Here is a 20,625-nt window from a genome sequence, read left to right as displayed (position 1 = left end):
TGAGTTATCATGCGAAATTAGCCGTCAATAATTTGTAAAATGTCAGTTTTATAGGGCAAATCAGTGACCTGAATCAGGGTTAGGACGTTGACCCTCACAGGTTCAACAGGCTATATAGCGCTATCCGTTTTTGGCATGAATTTTCCTGTCTCAAGGATGAAGTGAATGACTAACGGGTCATTCGCTCGATGAGTTGAACCGTCGGCGCTGCTCTCAAAACAGCAGAATTGGGTCGTTGAGTTTATTGTTTAATCAGACAGGGTGCTGAAATGGCTTCTGAGATATTTTCTTTTGTTTTATTTCTTTCCTCTATTTTTTTATACGTCACCCGGGCGTCGGCCAGTCGTGTCTGGTTTTCGCTGGTGCTGTTTTTCCTCGGGCTATACGTCATCCTCAACGTCATCCTGATTGGCAGCAATTACTTCACCGGTGAAGGTATCACCGATGCGGTGTTATATACCGTCACCAGCAGCCTGAAAGGCGCAGGGCTGAACAAATACATCTTACCGTTCATCGGCTTACTGGCCGGACTTATCGCCGTCTTCACCTTGCTGGCGTGGTGCCTCAGACAACGTCGCGCGAAGAACAGCAGCGTGGTGTACAGCGTACTGGCGGTGGTGCTGGCGGTCTTCTCGGTGGGATCCACGCAGGCATTCCAGAACATTTCCCGTCTGGTGAAAACGCAAATCACCGGCAACGGCGCAGATTTCGATACCTATTACAAAGTGCCGGAAAAAATTATTAAAGGCGCGAAAAAACCGAATCTGGTTTATATCTATGGCGAAAGTCTGGAGCGCACTTATTTTGACGATAAAGTATTTCCGGGGCTGACCACGGAATTAAGCCGTCATAAAGCGCAAAGCACCGATTTCACCAATACCAAACAGCTGCCGGGCACCGGTTATACCATCGCAGGTATGGTGGCTTCGCAGTGCGGGATCCCGCTGTTTGCGCCGTTTGATGGCAATGCCTCCAGCGCACTGGCGACCTTCTACCCTGAAAACGTTTGTCTTGGCGATGTGCTCAAAGGCGCAGGCTACACCAACTACTTCTATCAGGGCGCAGAGCTGGCGTTTGCCGGTAAAGGCACCTTCCTGAAATCCCATGGTTTTGACCATCTTTATGGCTACAACGAATTGCGTCCGACCGTCGCGGATCCGTCATACAAAAATGACTGGGGCTGGTATGACGATACCCTGCTGGATGAGGTGTACAAAAAATTCGTGACGCTGAGTCAGGAAGGCAAACCGTTCTCACTGTTCACGCTGACCGTCGATACCCATCATCCGGACGGCTTTATTTCGCGCGGTTGTACCCGCAAGGAATATAAAGTGAACGGAAAAGCCAATCAGTCGCTGAGTGCGGTTTCCTGTAGTCAGGAACTGATTGCCGCGTTTATCGATAAGATTAAAAAGTCCGGTTATTTTGATAACACCATCATTGTGGTGTCATCCGATCATCTGGCGATGAACAACACGGCTTACAGCATTCTGACCAAAGAAAACCGCAAAGACCTGTTCTTCGTGCTCGATGGGCGTCATCCGGTCGGCGATCAGAATGGCGCGAAACGCAGCACGCTGGATAACGGTGCGACGGTGCTGGATATGATGGGCGGCGATAACTACATCGGTCTGGGCCGCAGTGGTGTGTCTGCAACCTCCATGACCGCGCAGTTCCTGAATATCGATGACAAAGTGAATGCCTGGAAACCGGCGGTCATCAAACAGTGGGGCTTCCCGAACAGCATTAATCATTACGCGGTGAACACCAAAGACAACACGTTCACGTTCTCCGGCATGACCATCAAAACGCCGTTCATCCTGAAAGTCACGGCAGACAAAATCGAACCGATGTTTGATGTCTATCTGTCCACGCCGCTGAAAAAACAGCTGGCCGGACTGGCCACCAGCGATAACTTTGTCTGGGTGGATAAATGCTACGAAATGGGGCGCGTCTGGGCGCCGGAACTGTCGCTCAATACCGGCCTGTGTGTGGCGTCCGGCAATCTGGGCGCGAAACCGACCATCGTGCAGGTCACCGGCGATACGTTCAAAGGTAAAGTGGACTTCGCGAAGGACACCTCAGGCAGCAATGCGATTTATCAGCAAACCCTGAAAACCCTGAACATTGACGATTCCGCCACAACGTATCAGTCGAAAGCCATCGCCTTTATGGTGCCGGGATTGCCGGAACAGGTGAAAGCCATCACCGGGGTTTCCTCTGTTGAAAACTGGGGACGCTGGTCTGATGCCAATCTGGCGCCGTCGGTGCAAATTGACTATGTCAAACCGCTGCCAGCCACTTTTGACGTGGTGATCCGCGCCCGCGCTTACGGCAACAATATCGATAAACCGGTGTCTGTCCGCGTCGGTGATCAGGAGCAGTTTGTCACCTTTGGCGACAAAGACGGCATCGTAAAAGTCCAATTCACCAACCCCGGTGCGGCGCAGAGCATTGTGATCACGCCACCGGAACCGACCGAGCCGACCGAAGGCACCAGCGGTGGCTTCCAGCCACGCAAACTGGGCATCGGTATGGTGTCTCTAGAGGTTCAGCCGGTGGATCCGCAGTCATAATCCGCCGTCCGCCATAAAAAAACCCGCTCCGGCGGGTTTTTTTATGGCCGTTAACGCTGACTTTACCTGATAAATGGCCGGGTGGACTTTTCACCATACTGACTGATATTCTGCTAATGAGAATCACTCTCAAAAAACAATCAGTCAGGCATCTGACTTTTCAGCCAGCTCACTGCGGGGATACATGACAATCAGTCAGGATCTTTTGCGCCAGCGCAAGGGCTTCATTTTCGTCGGCGACAATCAGCATCGGATAGCCCCAGAATTTCTCGTACGTGCGGGCAAAGCTTTCTGCGGCCATACGGTTGGCGGTATCCGGTTCAATATAAATACTGCCTTTTACCCGCTCGCGCAGGGCATGGCGGTTCTTCTTACGCCAAAGCACAATCGCCTGCATTTCCTCCTGCGATTGCTCATGGCGCTCGCTGCCCAGACCTTCATCGTTAATAAAGACGAACGGCTGGTTGCGGTCAAGCAGGGCATCAAAATCGGCGAACGGCGACTGATTCGCGGCATGAACCGACGTGGCATTAAACTGCACCCTGACGATGGGAAATTGCCCGGCATTAATAAGCATGATGAGGCTCCTGTAGGTAAGAACGGGCGGCGCAGCATGCATTGCCCGCAAAGACCATCACCTTATCTGACCCGCTGGCAGGGCGTCATTGCACAGAATCGCCAGACTGTTGTTCAATCCGGCCACACTGCCGGGTCACGCCGGGAGAGGGGGTTATGATGTCGGTGTCGCTGACCGCCACGTCGCTCAGTCAACCTTCCGGCACGTTTGATGTCGATAATGTGCCGCGACCCGTCGTGTTGCTGAACGCCACAGTGGCGTCAGAAAACTGGGAATATGCCCGACACAGCCATCGCCGGGCACAGCTTTTTTATACACTGCGCGGCATCCTCAATTGTGAAGTCGATCAGGGGACATGGATTGTGCCGCCGCAATGCGCGGTGTGGATCCCCGGCAATCTGCCACATTCGGCGCGCGGTACGGGCGAAACCGAATGCTACTGCCTGTTTATCGAACCGGGTACGGCAGTGGATTTGCCGCAGGAATGCTGCACAATTGCCGTCTCGCCCTTACTGCGTGAACTGATGCTCAAAGCGACCCAATTTCCCGAACTGTATGCGGAACAGGGGCGCGAAGGGCGGCTGATCGCCACGCTGCTCGATGAAATTTCTGCCGCGCCGGTTGAAGGGTTACACCTGCCAATGCCGCAGGATGCGCGGTTACGACGCCTGAGCGCGCTGCTGCTGGCGAACCCGTCAGATAAAATTCTGCTGCGGGACTGGGCGACGCAGATTGGCATGAGCGAGCGCAACATGAGCCGCTTGCTGATGCAGGAAATCGGCATGAGCTTTGGCCAGTGGCGCCGGCAGTTGCATGTGATTTTGTCGCTTCAGCGGTTGTCGCAGGGGGAAAGCGTGCAGACCGTCGCGCTGGATCTCGGATACGAGAATGCCAGCGGCTTTGTCACTATGTTCCGCAAAACGGTCGGAAAACCGCCCGCCAGATACCTCGCCGAACGCCAGTAAACCCCGCCCGTGTGCCTTAGCATTTTTATCGATTTGCTATGCCATTTCAGTTATTCATTTCCGAAATAACTATCATTAAAACAATATTATAAAGAAATATGCCGATGGGTATACTCGCCAAATTCCTGCACGGAAACACAGCCCTGTGCAGGCCTCTCATCATACTTTTGGGGATACGCAATGCGCACGAAATTGACTAAAACTAAGACCCGCCTTAACCGCGCTTTTTTACTGGCTGCAACGTCTGCGGTGCTGATTTTCGGCAGCGTGCTGGCACCGCTGAGTGCCGCGCAGGCCGCCGATAAAACCACCATCAAGGTCGGCATTATCAGCGGTGAGGATGAAGATGTCTGGCGCGAAGTGGTTAAACAGGCCGCAGCAAAAGGTCTGACCGTAAAACCGGTGATCTTCAACGATTACAACCAGCCTAACGAGGCGCTGCAAAACGGGGAAGTGGATGCCAATGCCTTCCAGCATCAGCCTTTCCTCGATAATCAGATCAAAGTGAATCACTACGATATCGTGCGCGTCGGGGATACCGCCGTCTGGCCGATTGGTCTGTACTCCAAAAAAGTGAAAACTGCCGACGAACTGAAAGACGGCGCGGTGATTGGCGTGCCCAACGATCCGGCGAACGAAGCACGCGGCCTGATCCTGCTTCAGCAATCCGGTGTGATTAAACTGAAGCCGGGTGCCGGTATTTTCGCTACCACGGCAGATATCACCGAAAATCCACGCCACGTCACCATCAAAGAACTGGATTCCGGCATTATCGGTCGCTCCGTGCCGGATCTGGATGCCGCGATTGTGAACACCGACTGGGCGCTGAAAAGTGGCCTGACGCCAGCCGATCGCATTGCGCAGGAACCGGTAAAAGACAATCCGTACAACAACTTTATCGCGGTGAAAACCGAAAATGTGCATGCGCCGTGGGTGAAGACACTGGTCAGTTCTTACCAGAATGACGCCGTCAAACAGGTGTTTGATAAGGTCTATAAAGGCACTGGCGTTTCCGCCTGGTAAGGATTCAGCATGACGACCCTCTCTGAAACCGGCGTGCATTTCACGGCGACGCCTTCAGAAACCGCCCATGCCCGCCCGGCTGACGCCGGGCAGTTTGCAGCGGAAAGTTTGAAGCCGAACCGCGGGGAGGCGCATGACGTCGTGCGTCTCGACCGCGTCAGCCGCCACTTCGGCACCACGCAGGCGCTGAAAGATGTCTCCCTGACCGTCCGGCGGGGCGAAATCGTGGGCATTATCGGGCGCAGCGGCGCAGGCAAATCGACCCTGATCCGCTGTCTCAACGGACTGGAACAGCCGGACAGCGGAGTGATTGAAATCGAAGGCCGCGCGATCACCGGTCTGAACGAGAAAGCTTTGCAGTCGGTGCGCAGCCGCGTCGGCATGGTGTTCCAGCATTTCAATTTGCTTTCGGCCAAAACGGTTGAACAGAACGTGGCGCTGCCTCTGAAAATCGCCGGATATGACAAGGCCCGGCGGCAGGCGCGGGTGGCAGAATTGCTGGCGCTGGTCGGGCTGGCAGACAAAGCGAAAAATTACCCGGCGGCACTCTCCGGCGGCCAGAAACAGCGCGTCGGAATTGCCCGCGCACTGGCGGCGAATCCTGCCCTTTTACTTTGTGACGAAGCCACATCCGCGCTGGATCCTGAAACTACCCGTTCAATCCTTTCGCTCCTGCAATCGCTTAATCAGACACTCGGCATCACCATTTTGCTGATCACTCATGAGATGGAAGTGATCAAAAAAATTGCGCATCGAGTGGCCGTGATCAATGACGGTGAAATTATCGAAGAAGGGCCGGTGTGGCAGGTATTTGCTCATCCGCAATCACCGCTGACCCGGACGTTGTTACAGGGATTACTGCCGCAATTGCCGGAAGCACTGGCAGAACGTCTGTCACCGGTGCGAAAAGGCGAGGCGATTTACAGCGTGCAATATGCGGAGCAGGGCAGGCAGGGGGAAATCCTCACGCTGATGGCTATCGCGTTGCCGGGAAAATTCCGTCTGATCCAGGGCGGGGTGGACCATATCCAGCATTACGCCGTGGTTCGTTTCTTCTTCTCAGTGCCGGTACAGGATGCCGCCGCTGAGCAGGCCGTTTTACACTGGCTGCAACAGCACCAGGCCACCGTGGAGCTGACAGGTTATGTCTCCGGTCATGATTGATTTACTGATTAACGCTGTCGAAGACACCTTGCTGATGACGGCGATTTCCGGCCTGTTTTCCCTGATTGCCGGTTTGCCGCTGGGGCTTATCCTGGTGATGAGCAGTCCGGGCGGCATTGCTGAAAACCGCTGGGTGAACCGCTCGCTCGGGCTGGTGATCAACGGTTTCCGTTCGCTGCCGTTTATTATTTTACTGGTGGCGCTGATCCCGGTGACCCGTTTTCTGGTGGGCACGTCGCTGGGCACCTGGGCGGCGATTGTTCCGCTTTCTATTACCGCTACACCCTATTTTGCGCGGGTGGCGGAGGTGTCGTTGCGGGATGTTGATCGCGGACTGATCGACGCCGTGCGGGCGATGGGAGCCAGTAAGCTGCGCATTGTCTGGGACGTTCTGATCCCGGAAGCCTTGCCGGGCATTCTTTCCGGATTTGTGGTCACGCTGGTGGCACTGATTGGCGCTTCCGCCATGGCGGGCGCTATCGGCGCGGGCGGGCTGGGCGATCTGGCGATCCGTTACGGGTATCAGCGTTTCGAAACGGTTGTGATGATTGAGGTGATCGTCGTGCTGATTGTGATGGTGTGCGGTATTCAGTGGCTGGGCGATCGCATCGTGGCGCGGGTCGATAAACGGCATTAAAAAAGCCGGTTGTCATGACGACGACCGGCTTTGTACATCTCTCAGAGTTCGCTGCGGGAACGCCACCGTTCCCGCGCCATAAAGCCTTTCACTCCGGCATCCAGCAACGGGCGCGGCGGCAGATAACTGGCGCGTCCGATCCCCTGCATATCCGCCAGCAACGGATTATCTTCATTCAGGGCATGTTCTGCCAGCAGACGCCCGAATGCGCTCTGTTTTGAACTGCCTGAACCGTTACATCCTGCAGACGAATAAACATTGTCGGCAATTTTCCCCCATACCGGCGCGCCGTTGCGCGTGATGCTGATCAGCCCCGACCAGGTATACGCCATGTTCACGTCCTGCAACTGCGGGTAAATGCGCGCAAACAACCGCTGATGTCGGTGCGCATGGCGACCGGTTTCAACGGCACCGGTCACCAGCCCCGGTGTAAAGTTGACGTGTTCGCGGATCAGGAAACGGTGGTCAGAGGTATAGCGCAGCGTCGCGCCCGCCAGCGCATTGACGGGTGTTGACCCCCACGGCGCAATATCGCCGATCAGCGCGCGCTGTTCCGGCGTCAGGGGTTCCGTCAGGGTGGCGAATGTCGACATGGCAAACACGTTGCCTTTGAACAGCGGGAGACCGCGCGCGGCGCCATTGATCGCCAGCATCAGCTTATCGGCGCGCACTTCGCCGTGTGGCGTTTGCGCCCGGATCGTGCCCTGCGTATCAATCTGTAAGGCCGGAGAATTGGCGTATACCGTGACATTCGGCGGCAAGGTGTCCGCCAGTCCGCTGATCAGCGCCGCCGGATTGACCAGAATACAGTTGGGCGTATACACCGCGCTGCGGTAAAAACTTGTGCCCAGCCGCTGCCTGAGCGCGGCTCTGTCCAGCAGTTCGAAGTGCTCGCCGAGAGTGGTAAGCTCCTGCTGATAATGCGCGATTTCACCGTCAAACTGCTCGCTTACCGCGCAGTGATATTTCCCCGAATTCAGCCAGTCACATTCAATGTGATGGCGGTCGACGGTGTGTTTCAGATGACTCAATCCGTACTGCAACAGGCGGCGATACGCATTGGCATGCTCCAGTTCCGCTGATGTGCTGCCCACGGTGTGCGGCAAATCAATCACAAAACCCGAATTTCGTGCCGATGCGTTATCCGCCACATCCAGCGCTTCGAGCACAACAATGTGCTGGTGAGGGCGAAGTTCCGCAATACGGCGGGCAAACGCCAGTCCGGCAAATCCGGCGCCAATCACCAGCCAGTCGGCGGTGACCGGGCCACGCAAGGCCGGGTAACGACGTGTCTCATCCCGCAGCGCGGCCCAGCCATTAATATTCTGATCAAGAGGTAGGTGTTTAATTTTCATCGTGGCATCAGGCAGTTATCCCAGGTGGTTCAATCCTAAGTGATAGCCGTATAGATGTCTAATGCCGATTAGAGAAAAGGATAATACAGGAACGTGTAAGCGGGTGAAAATTAGGACAAAGTGAACAATAAAACATCGAAATACAGAGAGGGAAGACTGGTAGAATGCGCGCGGGTGCTTGAGGCTTGTCTGGCTTGAGCAGTGTTGTTCGAGGCATATAAGACGAAAGCCCCGGGGAAATTTTTTCAATCTACCCGAGGCTATTACTTCATACCTAGACAGCATGAGGATAGCCTCTTAAAAGCAGAAATGCAACGGAGGGCAAGATGTCGCGAAAGCTTGTGTTACATGGCCTCATCGTGATTTGTTTCACGCTTTTGGCCTGGACCTGGATGGTACGGGATTCGCTTTGCGAATTGCATATCAAACAGGGCATGACAGAAATTGCGGCAGTCTTAAGCTACGAAATTAAGAGCTAACCGTAAGGTGGGGTTCGCCCCACCTTTTACGATGTTGCCAACGTATGTTGACCTCAGGCACCCGTTCTTTTCCTTTTTTCTCCTCATTCTGTCAAGACCACCAGAATGACCCCTTTTTTATTAGTCTCTCGGTGGTAAATGCCTGCTATAACTTACTACCGAACTGAGCGCGGACAACACGCAAACTCCACTAATCGCCGGCATTACTTGAGTGATGCGTTAATTCTTGGCTTCGATGCTTTCCATCTGGCGGAAATCCTGCTCACACAGCCGGTCCTTGAAATCCCAGCCGCGCGCCATTATCAGATGTACGACGTCCCGGAATACGTCGGTCAGGCGGTGGACCACCTCGAGCAGTTTTTCACGCATCATTTACAGGCAGACTATTATGGTTAAAAAAACCACGTCAGAGCAGCGTCGTGAACTCGGTGCTTTCCTTGTAAGCCGGCGCGCACGTCTTAATCCTCAGGACTTCGGCATGCAGCAGGGCACTCGCCGTACACCCGGTTTACGTCGTGAGGAAGTCGCCGTCATGGCTGGAGTCAGTGTGAGCTGGTATACCTGGCTCGAGCAGGGGAGAGAGATTAAACCTTCGGCAGATGCACTCCAGCGTATAGCCAAAGTTCTTAAACTTAACAGAATCGAATCATCCCATCTTTTTGCCCTTTCACCGCGCGAAGAGCCGGTACCCCATCCCCTCGCGGATGGTGTGAGTGATGGCCTGAAAAGTTTAGTGCGCGCTATCGATCCCATTCCGGCATATGTGAGAAATGCCCGACTTGATATTCTCGCCTGGAATGATGCTATTGCTGATTTGTTTATTGATTATGGTTCGCTGGAACCTCATGAGCGTAATACGTTGCGACTGCTGTTTCTATATCGTCCGTATCGCACGCAGATCCTGGATTGGGAGCAGATGGCACGAGGGATGATCTCCGTTTTCCGCGCGTCACGTGCCCATGCTCAGGACAAAAAGCCTTTTGACCATCTCATTGAAGAACTCTCTGAAAAAAGCCCGGAATTCAAGGAGTGGTGGCTGGATACGGAAGTGAAAGGCATGGGAGAGGGGAGCAAGCGGCTTTTGCATCCCACTTCCGGACATATTGAATTTACCTACGTTGCACTCACGCCAGAGGGGAGACCCGACCTTTCTCTGGTGACCTATATTCCCCGACACGTTGCCTGTGACTCCCGGTCATAGGATAACAAGACGCCTTCCAGGGATGATTCGACCTGCCTAAACTGAATTTTATCGAAGCACACAACGTGCTTCTCTTAAACCGTTTATGAGGCAAAAACTATGTCATCCCAATATGTCACACAGAATACGCTTTCTCCTGATGTCGCGACATCACGTAATCCTGCGACGGACGAGTTGATCGCGACTTATGCATTTCAAACTGCTGACGAAGTAGAAGGCATGCTGGCAGGTAATAACGCGGCTTTTCGGTTGTGGCGTGCTACTCCCATGCCGAAACGCGTAGAAGCTTATCGTCGTTTATCAGCGATTCTGCGCGAGCGTTCAGGTACTTTGGCAGCGATCATCACCGCTGAAATGGGGAAAACACTGGCAGCAGCCCGCGCAGAAGTTGAGAAGTGTGCAGCGACAATTGATTGGATTGCCAGCAATGGCCCGGCAATCCTCGCAGATGAACCTGTTTCTGTCGAAAATGACGATCAGGTACATGTCTCCTATCTGCCCATTGGCTCAATTTTGGCCGTCATGCCCTGGAACTTCCCTTTATGGCAGGTCATTCGCGCTTCGGGCCCGATTATGCTGTCGGGTAACGGTTTTATCCTCAAGCATGCGCCCAATGTGATGGGCTCTGCCTATGCTTTGCAGGATGCTTATGAGAGCGCGGGCTTCCCTAAAGGTTTATTCGCCAATCTTATTGCTGATAACGAAACTGTTGCAAAAGTGATTGAGGATGATCGCATTGCCGCAGTGACATTGACGGGGAGTATGCGGGCGGGGTCTGCCGTATCGGCGATTGCAGGCAAAGCATTGAAAAAAAGCTTGCTTGAGCTAGGTGGCTCAGACGCATTTATTGTGCTCGCTGACGCTAATATTGATTTGGCTGTTACCGCGGGTGTTGAAGCGCGATTCCAAAATGCGGGCCAGGTGTGCTTAGCCGCAAAACGGTTTATTTTGGAAAAACCCATCGCGGAGGAATTCACACAAAAATTTATCGCGGCCGTCAGACAGTTGAAGGTTGGCGATCCGCAGGACCCGCAAAACAGAATCGGGCCCATGGCGCGAAAAGATTTGCGTGATGAATTACATCATCAAGTAGAACGAACACTCGCAGCCGGCGCGACACGTCTTCTTGGGGGGAATAAAATCGCGGGCCCCGGCAACTTCTATGAGCCTACCGTACTGGGTGAAGTCGGTCCGGGAATGGCTGCATTTGATGAGGAAACCTTCGGCCCTGTTGCAACTATTACTGTCGCAGATGACGTCGAGCATGCCATTGAGCTGGCAAATACCAGCGATTACGGCTTAGGGGGCAACCTTTGGACCAGCGACATTTCCCGTGCCCAGCGAATCGCGAGACGCTTAGAAACAGGAGGCGTATTCATCAACGGATTTTCTGCCACGAATGCACGCATCCCTGTTGGTGGTGTGAAAAAGAGCGGGTATGGTCGCGAACTCTCGCACTTTGGCCTGCGTGAATTCACAAATGCTCAGGCAGTTTGGGCAAAGAAAGTTGACTAAGTGCGTTATCGGCACGTGAAAAAATGCAGTTGAATAAGCAGTAAAATGAGTGAGTTATCTCATCATGACAGGCATCCGCTATGAGAAGTTGCCTGACATATAAAAGATGAAAAAGTTTTATTAACTATCTGTAGACGACCGGTCTATTCGGTGTTAGCTTATTCACATGGCAACGGCGACTAAGCGACATAGCACGACAGCCGTTCCGCTGGAATGAACAGCACGCAGAGTTGGCAGGAATAGCAGGCACGGATATAACATTTTTATTTAAGAACGCATTAGACGACTGGTCTAATTCAACTATCACTTTGAAATACTGGAGAGTAATGATGAAAATTCTGATGGTCTTAACCTCACACGACAAACTGGGTGACACCGGCCGCAAAACCGGCTTCTGGCTGGAAGAGCTGGCCGCACCTTACTACGCCTTTAAAGACGCAGGCGCAGAAATTACGCTGGCTTCACCGAAAGGCGGTAACCCGCCGTTAGACCCAAAAAGTAATGAGCCTGACTTTCAGACCGGGCAGACCCAGCGCTTTGAGGCAGACGCAGAAGCAACCGCACACCTGGCGTCAACGGTTCGCCTCGACAGCGTTTCACACGCTGATTACGACGCCGTTTTTTATCCGGGTGGTCACGGCCCTTTGTGGGACCTGGCCGAAGATAAAAACTCCATCGCCCTTATCGAAGCCTTCCTGGCGGCAAACAAACACGTCGCTCTTGTCTGCCATGCGCCTGGCGTGCTGCGCCACGTCAAAACCCCGGAAGGAAAACCGCTGGTAGAAGGCCGTAAGGTCACCGGTTTTACCAACAGCGAAGAGGAAGCCGTGGGCCTGACGCAGATTGTGCCTTTCCTGGTAGAAGACGAGCTGATTGCCAAAGGCGGGATTTACTCTAAAGGGGCGGACTGGAGTTCTTATGTTGTTACTGATGGCCTGCTGATCACCGGGCAAAACCCAACCTCCTCTACCGAGGCGGCAGAAGAACTGATTAAACAGCTGGGTGCATAACGGTTAATCACGTGGGGAGGGAATTCTTTAAGCCCTCCCCACGGAGCAAATCTGGACAACATTACACACCTAAATGTCCGTCCGCTGGCCTGTAAGGCAGGGGACCAGATGTCAGGGTATTAACTTAAAAAATGACAATTGAAGGAAATACATCATGTTTAAAAAATCATTGACCACGCTGGCTTTAAGCCTGGTTCTGTCAGTTTATGCTCAGTCTTCAATGGCTGCGCCGGTAAAAAACATCGTTCTGGTACATGGCGCTTTTGTTGATGGCTCCGGTTGGGATCCGGTGGCTCGCATTCTGAATAAAGCGGGCTACAACGTATCGATTGTTCAGGAGCCGCAAACCTCGCTGGCTGATGATGTCGCTGCGACTCGACGCGTTCTCGCGTTACAAAGTGGTAAATCATTGCTGGTTGGCCACAGCTACGCCGGCATGATCATCAGTGACGCGGGTAATGATCCCTCTGTTGCCGGTCTGGTTTACATCGCAGCGTTCCAGCCGGAGCAAGGTGATTCATTGCTGAGTCTGGCAAAAAAATATCCGCCAGCTGCTCAGTCAATTACTGAAACGCCAGATCACTTCCTTTATATCAAACCGGAAAATTTCCACGCGGACTTTGCAGCTGACTTGCCCGTCAAAGAAACAAATCTGTTGGCGCAATCTCAACTCATGCCTGCAGTAGCCGCATTCACTGCCCCGGCAGGCGTTCCTGCATGGAAAACGAAGCCTAGCTGGGCCGTCGTGGCGACGCAGGATCGTGCTATTAATCCAGAACTGGAGCGCTTCATGGCTAAACGCGCGCACAGCACCGTCACTGAATTGAAAGGCAACCATGCCATTTACGCATCACAGCCGGAAAAAATTGCGGCGGTGATCGAAAAAGCGGCACAAAGCTTATCTCAGTAAACCTCAGTGAAATGCTTTCCAGGCCAGTCATTCTTTCAATGACTGCCCAGTGTAAAAATCAATATACGAACAAAAATACTTTTAAATCAACTGCGCTGCCCATGAGGCGTCGCCAACAGAAAAGAGAAAAAAGAGATGAAAACTATTCAGGTGAAAGACGGTTCTAAGATTGCATATAAAGACTTTGGCAAGGGACAAACCATTATATTCTCCCACGGCTGGCCATTATCGAGTGATGCATGGGATGCGCAAATGTTGTTCTTCGGTCAGCAGGGGTTCCGTGTCATCGCTCACGATCGCCGCAGCCATGGCAACTCCAGTCAGACGTGGGACGGCAATGATATGGATACCTATGCTGAAGATTTATCATCACTCATCGAACAGTTAGATCTCAAAGACGTTGTTCTGGTTGGGCATTCGACCGGCGGTGGTGAAGTCGCACGCTATATCGGTACCTACGGTTCAGCCCGTGTCAGCAAAGCCGTTCTTATCGGCGCAGTACCGCCGGTTATGCTGCAAAGTGAGAAAAACCCCGGCGGTCTGCCTATGGAAGTGTTTGATGGCATCCGTGCTGCGGTCGAAAAAGACCGTTCTCAGTTCTACAAGGATTTGACCACACCGTTTTTCAACTATAACCGTTCATCAGAGACGCCTTCTGAGGGTGTGAGGGAAAGCTTCTGGCTTCAGGGCATGCAGGGGGGGATCAAAGGTCAATATGACTGTATCAAACAGTTCTCTGAGGTTGATTTCACTGATGACCTTAAGAAAATCGATGTGCCAACCCTGATCATGCATGGTGATGACGATCAGATCGTGCCGCTGGCCGACTCCGCCATTCTGTCCGCGCAACTTGTCAAAGATGCGCAGCTCAAGGTCTATGCAGGATTTGGCCACGGGATGACGATCACCCAAGCCGGGACGATTAATGAAGACCTGCTGCGATTCATTGAAGAGTAAGCGACTGAACATGGCGCAACGTCTTACCGTATTATTTCAGCGGGTGGCGATAACCATCTGTACGGTATTGCTGAAATCTACAAATAAGCATTAGCAAAATGGAATAGTTTTATCTTGCTTGTAGACGACTGGTCTAGTTCTTGGTAGATTGAACATATGAATACTACAACGCAACTACATAGCAATGAAATCCGCGAGCATATTCTGGCGACAGGTCAGCGTATCATGGCGGGTAAAGGATTTTCCGCGGTCGGATTGAACGAAATACTCAAAGATGCTGGTGTGCCTAAAGGCTCTTTCTATCATTACTTTAGTTCGAAAGAAGCTTTCGGCGCAGATATGCTGGCACATTATTTTGATGATTATCTCGCCGATATCGACAGGACACTGGGCCAGCCAGGTCTCAATATGGCTCAGCGACTGATGAACTACTGGCAGCAGTGGCGGGAATCTCAGTCGTTCTCTGATTGTCAGGGTAAGTGTCTTGCCGTGAAACTAGGTGCTGAAGTTGCCGATCTTTCGGACACGATGCGCTTAACGCTAGAGGCAGGCACTTCCGGGATAATCTCGCGTCTGGCAGAAGCGTTAGAAACGGGCGTAGCCGAGGGGTCTCTCACTATTGACGATACACCTCGCACAGTGGCAGAAAGCCTCTACCAGCTTTGGGTAGGTGCAAGCGTCATGGTCAAGATTGTTAGAAATACTGGCCCGTTTGATTCAGCGCTGCTGACGACAAGAAAAATTATTCAAATTACCCCCTAGCCAGGGGGTACTCAGTAAAGAGCTGTTTTTTGTACCCGTTTAATATACGACCGGTCTAATATTTATCACTTAATTAGACGACTGGTCTAATCCAATTATTGATTTGAAATGCAGGAGTTGTTATGAAAATTCTACTGACGGCCTGCTGATCACCGGGCAAAACCCAACGTCCTCGGCAGCAACGGCAGCCCAGCTAATCAGGCAGTTGAGTGCATAACTGTTGACGAAGTGAAGGTGACAGGATGCCTGCCTGTCACCTCTTACGATGATCACTGATGGAAAATCCTTATGAATCATAAAGCCTTATTCGAGCCAACTCAGCTTGGTCCTTATACCCTTAAAAATCGCATTGTCTTCCCACCGCTGACGCGCCAAAGAAGTGGACAACCAGGAAACATACCCACCGACCTCATGGCCGAATATTACCGTCAACGCGCGGGTGCAGGTTTCATGATCACTGAAGGCACTCAGATTGAGCCTCGTGGACAAGGTTATGCCTGGACACCGGGAATTTATACTGAGCAACACATTGAGGGATGGAAAAAAGTGACTCGCGCGGTCCATGCGGAAGGGGGGATTATTTTTGCACAACTCTGGCATGTGGGACGCGTTTCTCATTCCGCACTGCAACCAGAAGAACGTGCCCCCGTGGCTCCTTCAGCCATTCAGGCTGAACAAGCAAAGGCGTTTATTGAAACGGGGCCAGGTACGGGCTCGTTGGTTACCCCTTCGGTTCCCCGCGAACTGACACGGTCAGAAATTAAAGATCTCGTGAATTTATATGCCCAGGCGGCGAAAAATGCCATCAGTGCAGGTTTTGACGGGGTCGAGATCCATGCTGCGAATGGTTATTTGGTTAATCAGTTCATTTCAGAGCATGCAAACCAGCGTAAGGATGAATACGGCGGTTCTGTTGAAAATCGACTGCGGTTTTTGGATGAAATTGTGCAGGCTATCTCTCATGCAATAGGGCCAGACCGTCTGGGCGTTCGCTTTACGCCTTTATTTTCCAGCACAGATGAAGACCGCGTCTATATCGGCCTGGTTGAAAGTGATCCGCATAAAACCTATGTAGAAGCGGTAAAAATCCTGGAAAACGCCGGTGTTGCCTATGTGTCTATAGCCGAAGCCGACTGGGCAAATGCTCCTGACTTACCCGAAGCGTTCCGCCGTGAGATCCGCGCGATATTTAGTGGACGCATCATCTACGCTGGTCGATACACAGCAGAACGGGGTGCCCGGATGGTTGAGGAGCAGTTGGCTGACCTCATCGCATTTGGTCGACCATTTATCGCCAACCCTGATCTCCCTGAACGCATAGCGAACGGTTGGGCATTTAACGATCTTAACAGCAGAACGCTGTATGGCGGGACGGGTGAAGGTTTTACTGGTTATCCGGTTTACAACGCGCAGCGTTAGAAAATATTTGGTCAAGAAATCGCCACCCATGCCTGAGACGCAGAGGCGGGTGTCGTCTGAAGAACCGGGACTGCTTTTAAAAAGGCCAGCGCGGGAAGATAAATTCTGTATCCGGGACGGGTCAGGCAAAAGCAAAAAGCCCGCTCAGTTTCCTGAGCGGGCTTTTCTAATCTGGCTCCTCTGACTGGACTCGAACCAGTGACATACGGATTAACAGTCCGCCGTTCTACCGACTGAACTACAGAGGAATCGTGTGAACGGGGCGCATAATAGCGAGTGACGCCGCTGGTAGCAAAGGATTTTTTTGATCGGCGTTCTGATGGAAGACAATTTGTTCAGCTTATTAAAAAATAGCCAAAAATCGGCGGCATTCATCAAATAAACTGAATCAGTATGTTAAACAAATGATATTTATTCTCATCCTGAGTCGCGTAAAGTAAGCCTATTACTGCGCCATTTCGCGATGGCTCAACGTCAGGATTACCCGGACATGAGGATAAACACGCTATGAAGAAGATTGGATTTTTATCATTTGGTCACTGGACGCCTTCTCCGCAGTCGGGCACCCGCTCGGCGGCTGACGCGTTGCTGCAATCTATCGATCTGGCGGTCGCGGCAGAAGAGCTCGGCGCGGATGGTGCTTACTTCAGGGTGCATCACTTTGCCCGTCAGTTGGCGTCGCCTTTTCCGTTGCTGGCCGCCATTGGTGCGAAGACCCGCAAAATTGAAATCGGTACCGGCGTGATCGACATGCGGTATGAAAATCCGCTGTATATGGCGGAAAATGCCAGTGCGGCCGATCTGATCTCTGGGGGTCGTTTGCAACTGGGCATCAGTCGTGGCTCACCGGAACAGGTGGTGGATGGCTGGCGCTATTTTGGCTATCAGCCCGCTGAAGGCGAAACTGAGGCTGATATGGCGCGTCGTCATACCGAAGCCTTTCTTGATGTGCTGCGTGGTGAGGGTTTTGCGAAACCGAACCCGCAGCCGATGTTTCCGAATCCGCCGGGCATGTTGCGCCCTGAGCCGTATTCTGAAGGTCTGCGTGAGCGCATCTGGTGGGGCGCTGGCTCGAATGCCACGGCAGTCTGGGCGGCGAAACTGGGCATGAATTTGCAAAGCTCCACCCTGAAAGATGATGAAACCGGGGAGCCGTTCCATATTCAGCAGGCGCAGCAGATCCGCGCTTATCGTGAAGCCTGGAAAGAGGCTGGACATACGCGAACGCCGCGCGTCTCGGTCAGTCGCAGTATTTTCGCGCTGATGGATGACCGTGACCGTGCCTATTTTGGCGGCAGCAGCAACGATGGCGATAAAGTCGGTTTCCTTGATGAGAAAACCCGGGCGATTTTCGGCCGCAGTTATGCGGCGACGCCGGACCTGCTGATCAAACAGCTGAAGCAGGATGAAGCGATTGCTGAAGCCGATACGTTACTGCTGACGGTGCCGAATCAGCTTGGCGTGGACTACAACGTGCATGTGATTGAATCGATACTTAAACATGTGGCCCCTGAAATGGGTTGGCGCGATTAATCGTCCGACCGTCCTGAAGCCCGCCTGAGGAAACTCACGCGGGCTTTTTTCATTTTGCGACCCTGAAAGAAAAGCCTTTGCCATTAAGTGGCTATTCTATAATCACTGTGGCCCTTTTTATGCTGTCAAAACCTTCAATGTCTGCGCATAAATCCGAAGGGAAGGTCTATCAAATACATAGGGTAATTCAGATGTGACTGGCGTAAATCCGCGTATAGAGTAGCAATGAGACTACATAACAGGAGTGTGAGCATGAGCAGTTCTATTGATGAAGAAGCAAAAGACGCAAAGCCCATTGTTGAAGCAAACAGAGAAGCCGATGTCAGCAAATGTCCTTTCCATCAGGGAAATACCAATAAAGCCTCTGGCGGCGGGACCGGCAACCGCGACTGGTGGCCTAACCAGCTCAGAGTCGACTTACTGAATCAGCATTCCGCGCGCTCAAACCCGTTGGGCGAAGCATTTGATTACCGTAAAGAATTTGCCAAATTAGACTATTCCGCACTCAAAGCCGATCTCAAGGGGCTGCTCACCGAGTCGCAACCCTGGTGGCCTGCCGACTGGGGAAGTTATATCGGCCTGTTCATCCGCATGGCGTGGCACAGCGCCGGGACCTACCGTTCCGTTGACGGGCGTGGTGGCTCGGGGCGCGGCCAGCAACGTTTTGCGCCGCTAAACTCCTGGCCAGATAACGTCAGCCTTGATAAGGCGCGCCGTCTGTTATGGCCGGTGAAACAAAAATACGGCCAGAAAATTTCCTGGGCCGATTTATATATTCTGGCGGGGAACGTCGCGCTGGAAAACTCTGGCTTCCGCACCTTTGGATTTGGTGCCGGGCGTGAAGACGTCTGGGAACCGGATCTGGACGTAAACTGGGGCGACGAGACCACCTGGCTTGAGCACCGTCATCCTGAAGAACTGGCTAAATCGCCGCTCGGCGCAACGGAAATGGGGCTGATTTACGTCAACCCGGAAGGCCCGAATCACAGCGGTGATCCGGCGTCGGCCGCCCCGGCTATCCGCGCCACGTTCGGTAATATGGGCATGAACGATGAAGAGATCGTCGCCCTGATTGCCGGCGGGCACACGCTCGGAAAAACCCACGGCGCAGGTCCCGCCACCCACGTCGATGTTGATCCTGAAACCGCACCGATTGAAGCACAGGGGCTGGGCTGGGCCAACAACTACGGCTCCGGTGTCGGCGCGGATGCCATCACGTCCGGTCTGGAAGTCATCTGGTCACAGACCCCCACGCAGTGGAGCAACTATTTCTTCGAGAACCTGTTCAAATACGAGTGGGTGCAGACCCGCAGTCCTGCCGGTGCGATTCAGTTTGAAGCGGTCAATGCGCCGGACATTATCCCTGATCCGTTTGATACCGCGAAAAAACGCAAACCGACCATGCTGGTCACCGATCTGACGCTGCGTTTTGACCCGGAATTCGAGAAGATTTCCCGTCGTTTCCACAGCGATCCGCAGGCGTTTAACGAGGCTTTCGCCCGTGCCTGGTACAAACTGACGCACAGGGATATGGGGCCGAAAGCGCGCTATATCGGTCCTGAAGTGCCGAAAGAAGATCTCATCTGGCAGGATCCGTTACCGGCGCCGGTTTATCACCCGACCGTCGCTGATATCGCGCAACTGAAAGAAAAAATTGCCGCGACCGGTTTGTCTGCCGGTGAACTGACCTCGGTGGCATGGGCGTCGGCGTCCACCTTCCGTGGCGGTGACAAACGCGGAGGTGCCAACGGTGCCCGCCTGGCGCTGCAACCGCAGCGAGGCTGGGACGTGAATGCCATCGCCGCCCGTGTATTGCCAGCGCTGGAATCCGTGCAGCAGGCATTCCCAAAAGCGTCTCTGGCAGATGTGATTGTGCTGGCGGGCGTGGTCGGTGTCGAGAAAGCGGCGAAAGCGGTCAATGTCGATATTGAAGTGCCGTTCACGCCGGGGCGTGTGGATGCGCGTCAGGATCAGACGGATGTCGAATCCTTCGAATTGCTTAAACCGAAAGCAGATGGTTTCCGCAACTACCGCGGGGAGTCTGCCAACACCTCAACCGAAAATCTGCTGATCGACAAGGCTCAGCAACTGACGCTTACCGCGCCGGAATTAACCGTGCTGGTAGGGGGCTTACGTGCGCTTGGGGCGAACTATGACGGCAGTGATCTGGGCGTCTTCACCGCTAAAACGGGCGAGCTGAACACGGACTTCTTCGTGAATTTGCTGGATATGCGCACGGAATGGAAAGCCACCGATGCGACCGGCGAACGTTTCGAAGGGCGCGATCGGGTCAGCGGGGAAGTGAAATATACCGCCACCCGCGCCGATTTGGTGTTTGGCTCGAACGCGGTGCTGCGCGCCAGCGCCGAGGTTTACGCCAGCGGTGATGCCAAAGAGAAATTCGTGAAAGACTTTGTCGCGGCATGGACCAAAGTCATGGATCTGGATCGCTTCGAACTCTGAGAGACAAAAGCCTGAAAGAATCAAGCCCGCGCAGGTTGCCCTGAGCGGGCTTTTCTAATTTGGCGTGCTGACTGGGATC

General features: G+C 53.2%; 18 protein-coding genes, 1 tRNA gene and 1 pseudogene. 17 read left to right on the top strand and 3 right to left on the bottom strand.

Translation table 11 applies throughout. The features are described 5' to 3' along the window. Positions 1 to 269 precede the first annotated feature (269 nt). A complete protein-coding gene (gene opgB / locus J9880_RS20545) occupies positions 270 to 2,576 on the top strand; it encodes a phosphatidylglycerol--membrane-oligosaccharide glycerophosphotransferase (protein ID WP_232769870.1) in 2,307 nt (768 codons plus the stop codon). A gap of 169 nt (positions 2,577 to 2,745) precedes the next feature. On the opposite strand, the gene J9880_RS20540 is transcribed toward opgB, so the two are convergent. Further along, positions 2,746 to 3,153: a hypothetical protein gene (locus tag J9880_RS20540; protein WP_232769869.1), complete on the bottom strand. Its 408-nt coding sequence runs from the start codon at positions 3,151 to 3,153 to the stop codon at positions 2,746 to 2,748. Positions 3,154 to 3,308: 155 nt separating this feature from the next. Here J9880_RS20540 and J9880_RS20535 point away from each other — a divergent pair, with 155 nt between their 5' ends. From J9880_RS20535 to J9880_RS20520, 4 genes are all read left to right on the top strand, one after another. Next, a complete protein-coding gene (locus J9880_RS20535) occupies positions 3,309 to 4,118 on the top strand; it encodes an AraC family transcriptional regulator (protein ID WP_408637210.1) in 810 nt (269 codons plus the stop codon). 180 nt (positions 4,119 to 4,298) lie between these two features. Next, entirely contained in the window at positions 4,299 to 5,141 is an 843-nt protein-coding gene (locus tag J9880_RS20530) for a MetQ/NlpA family ABC transporter substrate-binding protein (protein ID WP_232769868.1), read from the top strand. A gap of 9 nt (positions 5,142 to 5,150) precedes the next feature. Beyond that, positions 5,151 to 6,305, top strand: coding sequence for a methionine ABC transporter ATP-binding protein (locus tag J9880_RS20525; protein WP_232769867.1), 1,155 nt, complete (start codon positions 5,151 to 5,153; stop codon positions 6,303 to 6,305). Then, positions 6,286 to 6,942, top strand: a complete 657-nt coding sequence (locus J9880_RS20520; protein WP_095921580.1) for a methionine ABC transporter permease — start codon at positions 6,286 to 6,288, stop codon at positions 6,940 to 6,942. Before J9880_RS20525 ends, J9880_RS20520 begins: the two co-directional genes overlap by 20 nt. Positions 6,943 to 6,983: 41 nt before the next feature. On the opposite strand, the gene J9880_RS20515 is transcribed toward J9880_RS20520, so the two are convergent. Continuing rightward, complete coding sequence (locus tag J9880_RS20515) at positions 6,984 to 8,297, bottom strand: NAD(P)/FAD-dependent oxidoreductase (RefSeq protein WP_095921581.1); 1,314 nt, start codon at positions 8,295 to 8,297, stop codon at positions 6,984 to 6,986. A 326-nt stretch (positions 8,298 to 8,623) separates the two neighbouring features. Here J9880_RS20515 and J9880_RS20510 point away from each other — a divergent pair, with 326 nt between their 5' ends. The 10 genes and pseudogenes from J9880_RS20510 (at position 8,624) to J9880_RS20465 (ending at position 16,550) form a co-directional block, all read left to right on the top strand. Then, positions 8,624 to 8,776, top strand: coding sequence for a Hok/Gef family protein (locus J9880_RS20510; RefSeq protein WP_095921582.1), 153 nt, complete (start codon positions 8,624 to 8,626; stop codon positions 8,774 to 8,776). 207 nt (positions 8,777 to 8,983) lie between these two features. Further along, the gene (locus tag J9880_RS20505) at positions 8,984 to 9,172 is read left to right on the top strand and encodes a hypothetical protein (protein WP_232769866.1); all 189 of its coding nucleotides are present in this window, start codon (positions 8,984 to 8,986) and stop codon (positions 9,170 to 9,172) included. Next, positions 9,165 to 9,977, top strand: coding sequence for a helix-turn-helix transcriptional regulator (locus J9880_RS20500; protein WP_232769865.1), 813 nt, complete (start codon positions 9,165 to 9,167; stop codon positions 9,975 to 9,977). The genes J9880_RS20505 and J9880_RS20500 overlap by 8 nt, the downstream gene beginning before the upstream one ends. 99 nt (positions 9,978 to 10,076) lie before the next feature. Continuing rightward, positions 10,077 to 11,492 (top strand): NAD-dependent succinate-semialdehyde dehydrogenase, encoded by a 1,416-nt coding sequence (locus J9880_RS20495; RefSeq protein WP_232769864.1) that lies wholly within the window; start codon positions 10,077 to 10,079, stop codon positions 11,490 to 11,492. Between the two features lie 329 nt (positions 11,493 to 11,821). Further along, positions 11,822 to 12,502: a type 1 glutamine amidotransferase domain-containing protein gene (locus tag J9880_RS20490; RefSeq protein ID WP_232770495.1), complete on the top strand. Its 681-nt coding sequence runs from the start codon at positions 11,822 to 11,824 to the stop codon at positions 12,500 to 12,502. Between the two features lie 154 nt (positions 12,503 to 12,656). Then, on the top strand, positions 12,657 to 13,412 hold the full coding sequence (locus J9880_RS20485) for an alpha/beta fold hydrolase (RefSeq protein ID WP_119823748.1): 756 nt from the start codon (positions 12,657 to 12,659) through the stop codon (positions 13,410 to 13,412). Between the two features lie 135 nt (positions 13,413 to 13,547). Next, the gene (locus tag J9880_RS20480; protein WP_131693437.1) at positions 13,548 to 14,369 is read left to right on the top strand and encodes an alpha/beta fold hydrolase; all 822 of its coding nucleotides are present in this window, start codon (positions 13,548 to 13,550) and stop codon (positions 14,367 to 14,369) included. Further along, a pseudogene (locus tag J9880_RS20475) lies at positions 14,370 to 14,456 on the top strand (YdgH/BhsA/McbA-like domain containing protein); the annotation flags it as partial. A gap of 69 nt (positions 14,457 to 14,525) precedes the next feature. After that, positions 14,526 to 15,131: a TetR/AcrR family transcriptional regulator gene (locus J9880_RS20470; protein ID WP_232769863.1), complete on the top strand. Its 606-nt coding sequence runs from the start codon at positions 14,526 to 14,528 to the stop codon at positions 15,129 to 15,131. Positions 15,132 to 15,419: 288 nt separating this feature from the next. Further along, positions 15,420 to 16,550, top strand: a complete 1,131-nt coding sequence (locus J9880_RS20465) for an alkene reductase (protein ID WP_232769862.1) — start codon at positions 15,420 to 15,422, stop codon at positions 16,548 to 16,550. Between the two features lie 172 nt (positions 16,551 to 16,722). Here J9880_RS20465 and J9880_RS20460 read toward each other — a convergent pair. Next, positions 16,723 to 16,798, bottom strand: a tRNA-Asn gene (locus tag J9880_RS20460). A 259-nt stretch (positions 16,799 to 17,057) separates the two neighbouring features. Here J9880_RS20460 and J9880_RS20455 point away from each other — a divergent pair. Further along, positions 17,058 to 18,083: an LLM class flavin-dependent oxidoreductase gene (locus J9880_RS20455; RefSeq protein WP_119823839.1), complete on the top strand. Its 1,026-nt coding sequence runs from the start codon at positions 17,058 to 17,060 to the stop codon at positions 18,081 to 18,083. A 252-nt stretch (positions 18,084 to 18,335) separates the two neighbouring features. Further along, positions 18,336 to 20,546, top strand: coding sequence for a catalase/peroxidase HPI (gene katG, locus J9880_RS20450; RefSeq protein WP_232769861.1), 2,211 nt, complete (start codon positions 18,336 to 18,338; stop codon positions 20,544 to 20,546). The last annotated feature ends 79 nt before the right edge of the window (positions 20,547 to 20,625 follow it).

Source organism: Rahnella victoriana, from assembly GCF_021276285.1.
In the GTDB taxonomy this organism is placed as follows: Bacteria; Pseudomonadota; Gammaproteobacteria; order Enterobacterales; family Enterobacteriaceae; genus Rahnella; species Rahnella victoriana.
The sequence above is the reverse complement of the archived record's forward strand: the minus strand, read 5'-3'. Positions and strand labels throughout refer to the sequence as shown.

Coding starts and splice junctions, on each gene's coding strand:
- J9880_RS20455 (WP_119823839.1), top strand. CDS start 17,058: ATGAAGAAGATTGGATTTTTATCATTTGGTCACTGGACGCCTTCTCCG.
- J9880_RS20480 (WP_131693437.1), top strand. CDS start 13,548: ATGAAAACTATTCAGGTGAAAGACGGTTCTAAGATTGCATATAAAGAC.
- J9880_RS20490 (WP_232770495.1), top strand. CDS start 11,822: ATGAAAATTCTGATGGTCTTAACCTCACACGACAAACTGGGTGACACC.
- katG (WP_232769861.1), top strand. CDS start 18,336: ATGAGCAGTTCTATTGATGAAGAAGCAAAAGACGCAAAGCCCATTGTT.
- J9880_RS20470 (WP_232769863.1), top strand. CDS start 14,526: ATGAATACTACAACGCAACTACATAGCAATGAAATCCGCGAGCATATT.
- J9880_RS20485 (WP_119823748.1), top strand. CDS start 12,657: ATGTTTAAAAAATCATTGACCACGCTGGCTTTAAGCCTGGTTCTGTCA.
- J9880_RS20515 (WP_095921581.1), bottom strand. CDS start 8,297: ATGAAAATTAAACACCTACCTCTTGATCAGAATATTAATGGCTGGGCC.
- J9880_RS20525 (WP_232769867.1), top strand. CDS start 5,151: ATGACGACCCTCTCTGAAACCGGCGTGCATTTCACGGCGACGCCTTCA.
- J9880_RS20510 (WP_095921582.1), top strand. CDS start 8,624: ATGTCGCGAAAGCTTGTGTTACATGGCCTCATCGTGATTTGTTTCACG.
- J9880_RS20500 (WP_232769865.1), top strand. CDS start 9,165: ATGGTTAAAAAAACCACGTCAGAGCAGCGTCGTGAACTCGGTGCTTTC.
- opgB (WP_232769870.1), top strand. CDS start 270: ATGGCTTCTGAGATATTTTCTTTTGTTTTATTTCTTTCCTCTATTTTT.
- J9880_RS20540 (WP_232769869.1), bottom strand. CDS start 3,153: ATGCTTATTAATGCCGGGCAATTTCCCATCGTCAGGGTGCAGTTTAAT.
- J9880_RS20535 (WP_408637210.1), top strand. CDS start 3,309: ATGATGTCGGTGTCGCTGACCGCCACGTCGCTCAGTCAACCTTCCGGC.
- J9880_RS20520 (WP_095921580.1), top strand. CDS start 6,286: ATGTCTCCGGTCATGATTGATTTACTGATTAACGCTGTCGAAGACACC.
- J9880_RS20495 (WP_232769864.1), top strand. CDS start 10,077: ATGTCATCCCAATATGTCACACAGAATACGCTTTCTCCTGATGTCGCG.
- J9880_RS20465 (WP_232769862.1), top strand. CDS start 15,420: ATGAATCATAAAGCCTTATTCGAGCCAACTCAGCTTGGTCCTTATACC.
- J9880_RS20530 (WP_232769868.1), top strand. CDS start 4,299: ATGCGCACGAAATTGACTAAAACTAAGACCCGCCTTAACCGCGCTTTT.